Source organism: Methylobacterium sp. WL119 (assembly GCF_008039875.1).
GTDB lineage: Bacteria > Pseudomonadota > Alphaproteobacteria > Rhizobiales > Beijerinckiaceae > Methylobacterium.
Genome location: NZ_VRUU01000002.1, coordinates 172874 through 185164, shown reverse-complemented (window position 1 = coordinate 185164; position 12291 = coordinate 172874). Strand labels below are relative to the sequence as shown.

Annotated in this window: 12 protein-coding genes; 7 read left to right on the top strand and 5 right to left on the bottom strand. The window is 71.6% G+C overall.

Annotated features, from left to right (window positions below; translation table 11 throughout):
- Positions 1 to 98: 98 nt before the first annotated feature.
- Entirely contained in the window at positions 99 to 437 is a 339-nt protein-coding gene (locus FV227_RS01990; protein ID WP_147858190.1) for a hypothetical protein, read from the top strand.
- A gap of 70 nt (positions 438 to 507) precedes the next feature.
- Here the strand turns inward: FV227_RS01990 and FV227_RS01985 are convergent, their stop codons facing one another.
- Positions 508 to 1629, bottom strand: coding sequence for a DUF2336 domain-containing protein (locus tag FV227_RS01985; protein ID WP_147858189.1), 1122 nt, complete (start codon positions 1627 to 1629; stop codon positions 508 to 510).
- 131 nt (positions 1630 to 1760) lie between these two features.
- On the bottom strand, positions 1761 to 2780 hold the full coding sequence (locus tag FV227_RS01980; RefSeq protein ID WP_147726309.1) for an aldo/keto reductase: 1020 nt from the start codon (positions 2778 to 2780) through the stop codon (positions 1761 to 1763).
- Between the two features lie 203 nt (positions 2781 to 2983).
- On the opposite strand from FV227_RS01980, the gene FV227_RS01975 reads away from it, so the two are divergent.
- From FV227_RS01975 to FV227_RS01960, 4 genes are all read left to right on the top strand, one after another.
- The gene (locus FV227_RS01975) at positions 2984 to 3865 is read left to right on the top strand and encodes a protein-methionine-sulfoxide reductase heme-binding subunit MsrQ (protein ID WP_147858188.1); all 882 of its coding nucleotides are present in this window, start codon (positions 2984 to 2986) and stop codon (positions 3863 to 3865) included.
- Between the two features lie 77 nt (positions 3866 to 3942).
- Positions 3943 to 4263 (top strand): hypothetical protein, encoded by a 321-nt coding sequence (locus tag FV227_RS01970; protein ID WP_147726310.1) that lies wholly within the window; start codon positions 3943 to 3945, stop codon positions 4261 to 4263.
- A 43-nt stretch (positions 4264 to 4306) separates the two neighbouring features.
- A complete protein-coding gene (locus FV227_RS01965; RefSeq protein WP_147726311.1) occupies positions 4307 to 4861 on the top strand; it encodes a Uma2 family endonuclease in 555 nt (184 codons plus the stop codon).
- 67 nt (positions 4862 to 4928) lie between these two features.
- A complete protein-coding gene (locus tag FV227_RS01960) occupies positions 4929 to 5942 on the top strand; it encodes an adenosine kinase (RefSeq protein ID WP_147726312.1) in 1014 nt (337 codons plus the stop codon).
- 4 nt (positions 5943 to 5946) lie between these two features.
- Here the strand turns inward: FV227_RS01960 and FV227_RS01955 are convergent, their stop codons facing one another.
- Genes FV227_RS01955 through ubiG form a run of 3 tightly spaced genes read right to left on the bottom strand, consistent with a single transcriptional unit; the run spans position 5947 to position 8365 of the window.
- Positions 5947 to 6921, bottom strand: coding sequence for an NADPH:quinone oxidoreductase family protein (locus tag FV227_RS01955; RefSeq protein ID WP_147726313.1), 975 nt, complete (start codon positions 6919 to 6921; stop codon positions 5947 to 5949).
- A gap of 49 nt (positions 6922 to 6970) precedes the next feature.
- The gene (locus FV227_RS01950; RefSeq protein ID WP_147726314.1) at positions 6971 to 7531 is read right to left on the bottom strand and encodes a YbhB/YbcL family Raf kinase inhibitor-like protein; all 561 of its coding nucleotides are present in this window, start codon (positions 7529 to 7531) and stop codon (positions 6971 to 6973) included.
- 45 nt (positions 7532 to 7576) lie between these two features.
- Positions 7577 to 8365: a bifunctional 2-polyprenyl-6-hydroxyphenol methylase/3-demethylubiquinol 3-O-methyltransferase UbiG gene (ubiG, locus tag FV227_RS01945; RefSeq protein WP_147726315.1), complete on the bottom strand. Its 789-nt coding sequence runs from the start codon at positions 8363 to 8365 to the stop codon at positions 7577 to 7579.
- Positions 8366 to 8645: 280 nt separating this feature from the next.
- On the opposite strand from ubiG, the gene FV227_RS01940 reads away from it, so the two are divergent.
- Together FV227_RS01940 and ptsP are read left to right on the top strand one after the other, a co-directional pair.
- Positions 8646 to 9881, top strand: a complete 1236-nt coding sequence (locus FV227_RS01940; RefSeq protein ID WP_147726316.1) for an aspartate kinase — start codon at positions 8646 to 8648, stop codon at positions 9879 to 9881.
- 85 nt (positions 9882 to 9966) lie between these two features.
- A complete protein-coding gene (gene ptsP, locus FV227_RS01935; RefSeq protein ID WP_147726317.1) occupies positions 9967 to 12231 on the top strand; it encodes a phosphoenolpyruvate--protein phosphotransferase in 2265 nt (754 codons plus the stop codon).
- Positions 12232 to 12291 lie beyond the last annotated feature (60 nt).

The window sequence follows — 12291 nt, the reverse complement described above, 5'->3', positions numbered from 1 at the left end:
CCATCGAATGCCTTTTAGGCGATCGGTTGACGTTGGATTCAGGAAAACGGCCCCACCCTCGGGCGTCTTCGACCCGCACGCTTCCCGGATCACCGTCCATGTCGTTCCTGCTGCGAGCCGCCCTGGTGATCGGCGCGTTGTCGTACCTCGCGGCCACCCGCGACCAGCCGGGGACACGCGCGAGCGTTCCGTCCGCACCCGAGATGGCCGGTCCGCGCGACGCGGCGTCCCCGGCGCCCGCGACGGGATCGACGTTGCTCGCCACGGTCGGGTCCGCGACAGCCGCCTGGAGCGCGATGCCGGCGGAGTCCCGGCAGCGCCTGGCGCAGGAGGCCATGGCCGAGCTCGGCCGGCACGTCGGTCCGCAGGCCGCCTCGCGCGACACCCTCGCGGATGCCGATCGCAAGGCTCCGTGGCGGGGATCGGAGGGGCGCTGAGGCCGTTCGTGCTGGACGATACGACGACGCGGAATGCGTGAGCCCCAGCCGGCGGCCGGCGCGGCCGATCTCAGGACGACTTCCGAGCCCGCATCGGCAGGGGCGTCCGGTTCGCCGGCCGCTCGGCCGCAGCCTGCCGGATCTTGCCCGTGTCCGGCGCATGGTGCGGCTGGTAGGCGTCGGACGCGCCGGTGCGCTCGCGCAGCGGCCGGTCGAGGATCGCCGAGAGCAGGTCGCGGGCGGCGGGACGATCGGTGGTTCGAAACAGGCGGACGAGCTCGAACACCCGCTCGGCCGAGCGCGAGACCGCCTCGTCGAGGGTCAGGAAGACGTAGACCGCCTCCTCCTCGTGGAGGTCGGCGGCGCGCAGGCACAGCGTGAGCAGGTCGTAGCGCGAGCCGGCGTCGGGCGCGCTGCGCAGGAAATTCGCCGGAAGCCCGAGCCCGTCCGACAGGGCGGCGAGGAAGCCCGGGACGTCGTGGGCGGCCGAGAGGCCGAGCAGCATGCCGCCAAGGTCGCGCGGCGGGGGCGGGCAGGGGCGAAGCGCGGCCGTGGCGGCGATCGCCTCGCGGATCGCGTCGCGCCGGATCGGGTCGGCGTGCAGGTAGAGCGGAGCGAGCTCGCCGGCGGCGAGATCCGGGCGGGCGAGCAGGAAGCCGGCGAGGTCCGGGTCGGTCCGGCCGCGGCCGACGAGGTGCCGGACGTCGCCGCCGCGGAGCGTGATCCCGAGATTGCCGGCGAGCGCCCGGTCGATCGCCGGATCGCCGCGCTGCGCCAGCTCGGCGATCACCGCGCGGGGGAGGCCGGGTCGGCCGGCCATCGCCGAGCCGAGATCGGCGCCGTCGAGGAGCGCGGCATCGATCAGGGCGGGCGAAAGCGTCACCGCCGACCCCAGCACGATGTCGCGGACGCGTCCGCCGCGGGCGGCCAGCGTGGCGAGGACGGATTGCGGCGTGTCGGCGAAGGGCGCGAGCTTCTCCGCGACGATCGCCGCCGTCTCCTCGTCGACGATCGGGATCAGACCGCCGGCGAGCGAGGCGAAGGATTCGAGCTCCGACTTGTCGCGGTTGGCCGCCTGCACGAACAGATCGGTCTGGACCCGCAGGATGACGGGCTTCAGGTCGAGATGCGCGATGCGCGACAGTTCGATCAGCCCGGACAGGTCGGGCGCGACCTCGACGGATGGGGGCATGGCACTTCGGATACGCAGGAACTGGATCGACCATCACGCTAGGGTCGTTTGCGTGAATCGACCTTTAAGCCGCTCGCCGAAGCGACGTGTCGTCCTGCGCCAAGATCGGATCGGCACGAGGCCGATCCGCCTCAGACCTTCGTGCCGCTCACCGTCACCCGGCCCTCGATCGGGTACGCCGGATCGTTGTAGCCGGGCGTCGAGGGATGGCCGGTCACGACGAGGCCGTCGACCAGGGCCTCGTCCTCGGGCGTGAGGCGATAGTCGAGCCCGCCGAGGTAGTCGGTCCATTGTTCCATGGTCCGCGGGCCGGCGATCACCGCGGTCACGGCGCGGTTGTTCATCACCCAGGCGAAGGCGAACTGCCCGGCGGTGATGCCGCGCGCCTCGGCATGGTCCTTCAGGGTGCGGGCGATGCGCAGCGATTCCGGGCGCCATTCCGTCTGCATCATCCGCGTGTCCTGGCGGCCGGCTCGGGTGTCGGCCGGCGGCGGGGCGTCGGGATCGTACTTGCCGGTCAGCACGCCGCGGGCGAGCGGCGAGTACGGCACCACGCCGAGGCCGAAATGCGCGCAGGCCGGCAGGTGCTCGGTCTCGGGCATGCGGTTGAGCGCGTTGTAGTACGGCTGGCTCACCACCGGCCGGTCGATGCCGTAGGCGTCGCACAGGCGGCAGATCTCGGCGATCCGCCAGGAACGGTGGTTCGAGACGCCGAAGTGCCGGATCTTGCCCTGGCGGACCAGGGTCTCCATCGCCCGCACGGTCTCGTCGAGCGGCGTCGCGTGGTCCTCCTTGTGGAGGTAGTAGATGTCGATGAAGTCGGTCCCGAGCCGGCGCAGGCTCTCCTCGGCGGCGCGGAGGACGTGGACGCGCGACAGGCCGCGATCGTTCGGCCCGTCGCCCATCGGGTTCGCGACCTTGGTGGCCAGCACCCAGGCATGCCGATCCGTCGCGATCGCGCGGCCGGTGATCGCTTCCGAGGCGCCGGAATTGTAGACGTCGGCGGTGTCAATGAAGTTCACGCCCGCATCCCGGGCGCTCGCGACGATGCGCGCGGAATCGGCCTCGTCGGTGGCACCGCCGAACATCATCGTGCCGAGGCAGATCGGCGAGACCTTGAGGCCCGAGCGGCCGAGCGTGCGGTAATCCATCGGAGGCGGTCCTGCGTCGTGGGGTTGCGGGGGTATCTCGGCCGGGATCGCGGAGGGTCAACCGTCGTCGCAGGTTCGGAACCGGGAATGGCCCGTGCCCGTAACCGGAGGCACAGCGCGGCGAATGGGTCGCGTGCGCTCCCCGCGCCGTGCCGGCCGACCAGGCCGCCAACCATCATCGACACCGCATGCGAAGAGCCGAGATGTCCCACGCCCTGCCGCTGCCCTGGCTCGACCGCGCCGGACGCCTCTCGCTCCTGAAGCTCGTCGCGTTCCTGCTCGCCGTCGCCCCGGCCGTCTACCTCGCCGGCGCCTACGCGACGAACGCGCTCGGGCCGAAGCCGATCACGGCGCTGATCCACGGCACCGGCGAGTGGACGATCCGCTTCCTGCTGGCCTCCCTCGCGGTCACGCCGCTGCGGCGGGTGGCGAACTGGCCGAAGCTGATCAACGTCCGGCGCCTGCTCGGCGTGACCACGGCGGCCTACGCGCTGGCGCATCTCGCGCTGTACGTGGTCGACCAGAACTTCGACCTCGCCAAGGTTGTCTCCGAGATCGCGCTGCGGTTCTACCTCACGATCGGCTTCGTCGCGCTCGTCGGCCTCATCGCCCTCGGGGCGACGTCGACGGACGCCGCGATCCGGCGGATGGGCGCGAGCTGGTCGCGCCTCCACAAGGCGGCCTACGCGATCGGCATCCTCGGGCTGCTGCACTACTTCCTGCAATCGAAGATCGACGTCTCCGATCCGGTGTTCTGGACCGGGCTGTTCGTGCTGCTGATGGGCTGGCGCCTGATGCAACGGTTCAGGCTGCCGATGCGGCCGTGGTCGCTCGCGCTGCTCGCCGTTGCCGCCGCCCTCGCGACCGCGGGCATCGAGGCGGCCTGGTACAGGATCAAGAGCGGCATCCCGGCCGACCTCGTGCTCGGCGCCAACCTCGACTTTTCCGACGTGATCCGCCCGGCCTGGTGGGTCCTCGCGGTCGGCCTGACGCTGCCCGTCGTCGCCCTCGTGCGCGTGCCGCTGGGTGCGAAGGCGCCGGCGCCGCGTGCGGGCCGTCCGCAGCGCGTCCAGCCGGCCGCATAGGCGCCTTGCTCCCGCCGGCACGCTGACGCACAACCCGGCGCGGCCCCGCGGCGGGCCGAACGGAGCTCGACCTGTCCATGCGCGGTTTCCTGAGCCGATCCTCGCTCGTCCTTGCGCTGGTCTGCCCCGGCGCGGCACTCGCCGCCTGCCCGCTTCCGGAGCCGCCGCCCGCCTCGGCCAAGCCGGAGAAGCCGGCCCTGCCGGCGAAACCCGCCTGCCTCGATGCCAAGGGCGGGTGCCCGGGCTGGGAGGCCTACAGCTACAACGACGCGATCAAGGCCTACAACCTGCAGCTCCAGGCGTTCCGGCCGATCGCGGAAGGCTACGTGCAGAAGCTCAACGCCTACGTGAAGGCGAGCGCCGATTACGCGCAGTGCGAAGTGAAGTCGATGCAGTAGCGGCCGCCTTCGCGGCCCGATCGGGACATGTTACGCTCGCCGCATGAGCGTGAAGCCGAAACCGCGCATGACCGTCGACGAGTTCCTGGCCTGGGGCGAGGGACGACCGGGGCGGCATGAGTTGCTCGACGGCGAGGTCTTCGCGATGTCGCCGGAACGGGTCCGGCATGCCGAGACGAAATTCGCCGCTCAACTCGCGTTGCGGGCTGCCATTCGGCGGGAGGGCTTGCCCTGCCAGGTGCTCCCGGACGGAATGACGATTCGGATCGAACGCACCACGGCTTTCGAGCCTGACGCCCTCGTGCGTTGCGGACCTCGTCTCGATCCGGACACGGTGGAAGTGACGGATCCGGTCATCGTGGTCGAAGTCCTCTCGCCGAGCACGCGATCGATCGATACGGGCGCGAAATTCGCAGGCTACTTCGGCATCCCGAGCGTGATGCATTACCTCCTCATCGACACGGTCAAACGCCTCGCCGTCCACCATCATCGTCGCGCCGACGACGTCATCGAGACGCGTATCGTCTCGGACGGCGTGCTGACCTTCGATCCTCCCGGCATCACCGTCCCGCTCGCCGAACTCTACGACGACGCCTGAGCCGCCTCGCTTGACCCTGCCGGGCGCCGGTGCGAGAGCGCGAGCGAATTTCCGAAGGGACGCCCGCATGACCGCTCGCCTCGACCTACTGGTGCTCGGCAACGCCATCGTCGACGTCATCGCCCGCACGGACGAGGGTTTCCTCGCCGACCAGGGCGTGCCGAAGGGCGCGATGGCGCTGATCGACGAGCCGCGCGCCGAGGCGCTGTTCTCCGCGATGGGGCCGGCGACGATCGTGTCGGGTGGGTCGGGCGCCAACACGGCGGTCGGCGCGGCGCTGCTCGGCGCCAAGACCGGCTTCGTCGGCAAGGTCCGCGACGACGAGCTCGGCGGCCTGTTCAGCCACGACCTGAAGGCGACCGGCGTCGCGTTCGACGTGCCGGTGGCGACCGACGGGCCGGCCACCGCCCGCTGCTTCGTCCTCGTGACGCCCGACGGCGAGCGCACGATGAACACCTATCTCGGCGCCTGCCAGGGCCTGTCGCCGGCCGACCTCGACGAGGCGACGGTCGCGAGCGCCCGCGTCGTCTACCTCGAGGGCTACCTCTGGGACCCGCCGGCCGCCAAGGACGCGTTCCGCAAGGCGGTGACGATCGCCCACGGCGCCGGCAACGCGGTGGCGCTGACCCTGTCGGACGCGTTCTGCGTCGGCCGCTACCGCGACGAGTTCCTCGGGCTGATCCGCGACGGCAGCGTCGACATCCTGTTCGCCAACATCGGCGAGTTGCAGAGCCTCTACCAGACCGACGACGCGGACGTGGCGCTGAAGGCGCTCCGCGACGAGCGCGACGCCCGCGGGCGGCACCTGCTCGGCCTCGTCACGCGCTCGTCCGAGGGCGCGATGGTGGTGAAGGGCGGCGAGATCCGCTCGGTCGAGGCCTCGCCGGTGCGCGAGGTGATCGACACCACCGGCGCGGGCGACCTCTTCGCCGCCGGCTTCCTGGCCGGTCACGCCCGCGGCCTCGACTACGTCACCTCGGCCCGCCTCGGCGCGCTCGCGGCGGCGGAGGTGATCCAGCACATCGGCGCCCGGCCGCAGGGCGACCTCGTCGCGCTCGCCAAGGCGCAGGGGCTGATCTGAAGGATCAGGGCCGGAGCAGCACCTTGCCCACCGCCTCGCGCCGGCTGAGGATGCCGAGGGCCGCGGCGTAGTCCTCGAGGGGGTAGGCGCCGTGCACCCGCGCGGTCAGCCGCCCCTCGGCGACCCATGCGAGCATTTGGCGCTGGTTCTCGCGGTGCACCTCCGGCTCGCGCTCGGTGAAGACGCCCCAGTGGACGCCCATCACGTCGAGCTCCTTCAGCAGCATGATGTTGAGGGGCAGGCGGGGAATCTCGCCCGCGGCGAAACCCACGACGAGGAAGCGGCCGCGCCAGGTCAGCGCGCGGAAGGCCGGTTCCGAGAAGGCGTCGCCGACCGCGTCGTAGACCACGTCGACGCCCTTGCCCCCGGTCGCGTCCTTCAGGGTGTCGCGCAGGGTGGCCGGATCGTAGACGAGGCCCACCTCCGCCCCGTGCTGCCGGGCGATGGCGAGCTTGTCCTCCGAGGAGGCGCAGGCGATCACCCGGGCCCCGAGCAGCGCCCCGAGCTCGACCGCCGCGAGACCGACCCCGCCCGACGCCCCGAGCACCGCGAGCCATTCGCCGGGCCGGATCTTCGCGCGGTTGCGCAGGGCATGGAGGGACGTGCCGTAGGTGATCGTGAGGCCGGCAGCCTGCTCGTCGCTCACCCCGGCCGGAACCGGCGTCAGCATGCGTGCGGGCACCGCGAGCCGTTCGCGGCAGGTGCCGTGCTTGGCATGCACGATCACCCGATCGCCGACCCGCACGCCGTCCGCGCCCGGTCCCAGGGCCTCGACCACGCCGCAGGCCTCGCCCCCGGGCGAGAACGGCAGCTCGGGCTTCACCTGATAGCGCCCGGCGATGATCAGCGTGTCGAAGAAGTTGAGCGCGGCGACGGTGACCCGCACCAGGGCCTCGCCCGGGCCGGGGACGGGATCGGGCAGCGTCGCGATCGACAGGTCGTCCGGGCCGCCGAGCCGGGTGCACAGGAGAGCCTTCATCGCGCGCCTTCCGTTCGTTTCACCAGTTGCCCAAGGCCAGCCGATCGCCTCAGCGCCGCTCGTAGATTCCCGCCAGCGATCCCTTGGCCAGGACGTGGCCGCGCATCGCATCGACCAGGGCGCCGCGGCCCGGCGAGGCCGGCAGGTCGAGGAGGCGGTCGAGGGCGTAGACCTGGAACAGGTAGCGGTGCGGGCCGTGGCCGGTGGGCGGGTCGGGCGGAAGCCAGCCGTCCTTGAGGAAGCTGTTCTTGCCGAGATCGACGCGCGCGTTCGCAGAGGCCGCCCCCTCGGCCAGATCCGAAACGTCCGGCGCGAGGTTCCAGACGATGAGGTGCACCAGCGGCTGCGGCGTCGGGCTGCCGGCATCCTCGGCGAGGATCGCGACGCTCGCCGTGCTCGCGGAAAGGCCGCTCCAGGCGAGCGGCGGCGACGTCCCGTCGCCATCCGCGGTGAAGCGGACCGGCATGCCGGCGCCGTCGGCGAAGGCCGGGCTCGTCAGCGCGATCGTCTCCGGGGCATCGGCGAAATCGGCGTGGAAGACGGTCTTCTCGAGGCCGGCCTTGAGGCCGGACAGGGCCTGGCCGACCGCTGCGGGGATCTTCTCGAGCATCGGGTCTCCTTCGATTCTGACGCCGGTCGAACAGTGCCCTGCGTGCTAGGCCGGGCGCTCGGCCGCCAGCATGTAGTTCACCGCCGTATCGCGGCCCAGCCGCCAGCCGTCGGTGAGCGGATTGTAGACGACGCCCGTGGTGTCGGTGACCGACAGGCCGCCGCCGCCGAGCGCCGCCGACAGCTCGGACGGCGTCACGAACTTCTCCCAGTCGTGGGTGCCCTTGGGGAGCCAGCCGAGGACGTACTCGGCGCCGACGATGGCGAGCGCGAAGGAGCGCATCGTCCGGTTGAGCGTCGCGGCGAAGAGCAGGCCGCCGGGCTTCACCGCCGACGCCGCCGTGCGGACGAAGGCCGGCATGTCGGTCACGTGCTCGATCACCTCCATGATCAGCACCACGTCGAAGGTCTCGCCCGCGGCGACCACAGACTCGATGGTCTCGGCGCGATAGTCGACGGGCACGCCCTCGGCCTCCGCGTGGCGTCGCGCGGCGGCGATGTTCTGCGCCGCCGGGTCGAGGCCGGTGACGTCGGCGCCCAGGCGCGCGAGCGGCTCCGACAGCACGCCGCCGCCGCAGCCGACATCGACGATCGAGAGGCCCTGCAGCGCGAACGGCGTCTCGACCGACCGCCCGTGATGACGGCAGACCGCGTCGCGGATGTAGGCGAGGCGGACGGGGTTGAAGCGGTGCAGCACCCGCATCGGACCGCGCGGATCCCACCACGTCGCGGCGAGCGCATCGAACCGGGCGACCTCGCCGGGGTCGACGAAGCCGAGGCCCGCGCTGCTGCTCGCACCTGCCTCGATCCCGGCGGCGGTCTCGTCGATGGTCATCCGATCTCTTTCCATTCGGGGACGGCGCGCGCTCGGTGGTCGCAGTCCCGCGCCGACCGCGCACGGGCGACCGGCCGAGCGGGTGCTGCCGACCCTGCATTCCGGGTAAGTGGAGCTTGGCGGCGTGTTGACAGCCCCCGACCCCGCTTGTACCCGCCGGACGCCGGTCCGGTACAGCCGGCGGCGCGGCCGTTCGCGAATCGTTGGAGGCCGCCGAACACGCCCGGACATCTGAGCCCGGATCGGTCGTTCGACGAAGTTTGAGAAACGCGGACGCTGCATGCCCCGTCTGGTGATGAAATTCGGCGGCACCTCGGTCGCCAACGTCGAGCGCATCCGCAACGTGGCCGCCCACGTCGCACGCGAGGTCGCGGCCGGCTACGAGGTCGCGGTCGTGGTCTCGGCGATGTCGGGCAAGACCAACGAGCTCGTCGGCTGGGTCAAGGACGCCGACCCCGAATACGAGGCCGCCGAGTACGATTCCGTGGTCGCCTCGGGCGAGCAGGTGACCTCGGGCCTCCTGGCGATCGCGCTGCGCAAAGCCGGGATCCCGGCCCGCTCCTGGCAGGGCTGGCAGGTGCCGATCCTGACGTCCGACGCGCACGGCTCGGCCCGCATCGAGGAGATCGACGGCACCCGGCTCGACGCAGGGTTCAAGCGCGGCGAGGTCGCGGTGATCGCCGGCTTCCAGGGCATCCATGCCGAGACCGGCCGGATCACGACGTTGGGCCGCGGCGGGTCGGATACCAGCGCGGTGGCCGTCGCCGCCGCCATCGGCGCCGAGCGCTGCGACATCTACACCGACGTGGACGGGGTCTACACCACCGACCCACGCGTCGTGCCGAAGGCGCGGCGCATGGAGCGCGTCACCTTCGAGGAGATGCTGGAGATGGCCTCGCTCGGCGCCAAGGTGCTGCAGGTCCGCTCCGTCGAGCTCGCCATGGTGCATCGGGTGCCGACCACGGTCCGCTCCTCCTTCGATCCGCCGGACGCCGCGCGCCCCGGCACCCTCATCTGCGACGAGGACACAGACGTGGAACAGCAGATCATCACCGGGATCGCCTTCGCGCGGGACGAGGCGCAGATCACGCTTCGCCGCGTCAAGGACAGCCCCGGCGTCGCCGCCGCGATCTTCGGGCCGCTGGCCGACGCCAACATCAACGTCGACATGATCATCCAGACGGTGTCGGGCGACCAGTCGACCACCGACATGACCTTCACGGTGCCGGCCGCCGACTACGACCGGGCGCGCACGGTGCTCGACCGGGCGCACGACACGATCGGGTTCGCGCAGATCGAGGGCGCCACCGACGTGGTGAAGGTTTCGGCGATCGGCGTCGGGATGCGCAGCCATGCCGGCGTGGCGGCCAAGGCGTTCCGGGCGCTGGCCGACAAGGGCATCAACATCCGGGCGATCACCACCTCCGAGATCAAGTTCTCCGTCCTGATCGACGCGGCCTATACCGAGCTTGCCGTCCGCACGCTCCACTCGCTATACGGCCTGGATCAGGCCTGAGGCTTGCAGGCCCGTCCGACGGGTGCGACCTGAGATTGCCCGGCGCCGACACCCGGCGTCGCGCTGACAGGGGATTGACCAGACGATGCCCGCTGCGCCCGGAGGCCCGCGCCTGCTGCTGCGCCGCCTCCGCGAAGCCATGGCGGAGCCGGTCAGCCCCCAGGCGCGCCTGGACCGCATCGTCGTGGTCATCGCCGCCAACGTCATCGCCGAGGTGTGCTCGGTCTACGTCCTGCGCGACGACAACACGCTCGAGCTGTTCGCCACCGAGGGCCTGAACCGCGAGGCGGTCCACCTGACCCGGATGCGCGCCGACGAGGGCCTCGTCGGCCTGATCGCGCAGACGGCCGAGCCGTTGTCGCTCTCCGACGCGCAGACCCACCCGGCCTTCTCCTACCGCCCAGAGACGGGCGAGGAGGCGTATCACGCCTTCCTCGGCGTGCCGCTGCTCCGGGCCGGCAACACGCTCGGCGTGCTCACCGTCCAGAACAAGACCTACCGCGTCTATTCCGACGAGGAGATCGAGGCGCTCCAGACCACCGCGATGGTGCTCTCGGAGATGATCGCGTCTGGCGAGCTGCAGGGGCTGGCTCCCGACGCCGGCACCGCGGCGCGCCGCGCCGTCAACGCCCGCGGCGTCGTGCTCGCCGACGGCATCGGCCTCGGCCACGTGGTGCTGCACGAGCCGCGCATCGTCGTGAAGACGCTGATCGCCGAGAACGTCGAGGCCGAGATCGCCCGGCTCGAGGCCGCGATCGAGGCGGTGCGCTCGGCGATCGACGACCTGGTCGAGCGCGGCGACAAGATCGGCACCGGCGAATCTCGCGAGGTGCTGGAAACGGTGCGCATGTTCGCCCACGACAAGGGCTGGCTGCGCCGGATGCGCGAGGCAGTGGTCTCGGGCTTGACCGCGGAGGCGGCGGTCGAGCGCGTCCAGTCGGACAACCGCGCCCGGATGATGCGCCAGAGCGACCCGTACCTGCGCGATCGCCTGCACGACCTCGACGACCTCGCCAACCGCCTGCTGCGCCGCTTGACCGGGCAGGAGGGCGCGGGCGCGGGCGCCTACCTGCCCGACAACGCGATCCTGGTCGCCCGCTCGATGGGCCCGGCGGCGCTGCTCGACTACGATCCATCGCGCCTGCGCGGCGTCGTGCTGGAGGAGGGCGGTCCGACGAGCCACATCGCGATCGTCGCGCGGGCGCTCGGCATCCCTGCCGTCGGCGAGGTCGAGAACGCGACGGCGCTGTGCGATTCGGGCGACGCGATCATCGTCGACGGCGTCTCCGGCGAGGTCCAGGTCCGCCCGGGGCCGGAGATCGAGGCGGCCTATGCCGAGATGGTGCGCCTGCGCGCCAAGCGGCAGGAGCAGTACCGGGCGCTGCGCGACGTCCCCGCGATCACCCGGGACGGCATCCGCATCGGCCTGCACCTCAATGCCGGCCTGCTCGTCGACCTCGGCCACCTCAACGAGACCGGCGCGGAGGGCATCGGCCTGTTCCGCACCGAGCTGCAGTTCATGGTGGCGCAGCGGATGCCCTCGGCGGCCGAGCAGCAGGCGCTGTACGAGGCGGTGTTCGCCGCCACCGGCGACCGGCCGGTGACGATCCGCACGCTCGACATCGGCGGCGACAAGATCCTGCCGTACATGCCCAAGCTCGAGGAGGAGAACCCGGCGCTGGGCTGGCGCGCGATCCGGATCGGCCTCGACCGACCGGCGCTGCTTCGTGTGCAGCTGCGCGCGCTGCTGAGGGCGGCGGCCGGGCGCCCGCTCAAGATCATGTTCCCGATGGTCGCCACGGTCGACGAGTTCGTCCGGGCCAAGGCGATCGTCGATCGCGAGAAGGCGCATCTGCGCCGCCACGGCCATCCGCTGCCGAGCGATTGCCGCCTCGGCGCGATGGTCGAGGTGCCCTCGCTCTTGTTCCAGATCGACGAGATCGCGCAGGTGGCCGACTTCCTGTCGGTCGGCTCGAACGACCTGATGCAGTTCCTGTTTGCGGTCGACCGCGAGAACCGCCGCGTCGCGGACCGGTTCGATCCGCTCTGCGCCGCGGCGATCCGCGCCTTCCGGTTGATCGCCGAGCGCGCGAACGCGGCCGGATGCCCGGTGACGGTGTGCGGCGAGATCGGCGGACGGCCGCTCGAGGCGATGGCGCTGATCGGCATGGGCTTCCGCGACCTCTCGATGTCGCCCGCCTCGATCGGCCCGATCAAGGCGATGGTGCTGAGCCTCGATGCGCGGGCGATCGCCGACGTGATCGACGCCGAGATGGCCCGCGCCCATGACGGCGCCTCGATCCGCCCGGCGCTCGCCGCCTTCGCCAAGGCCCACGGCATCCCGGTCTGACCCCGCCCAGCGTGAAGACCAGGCTCGTTTCCGTCAGCGTCCCAGAGTAGACCCCGGTCG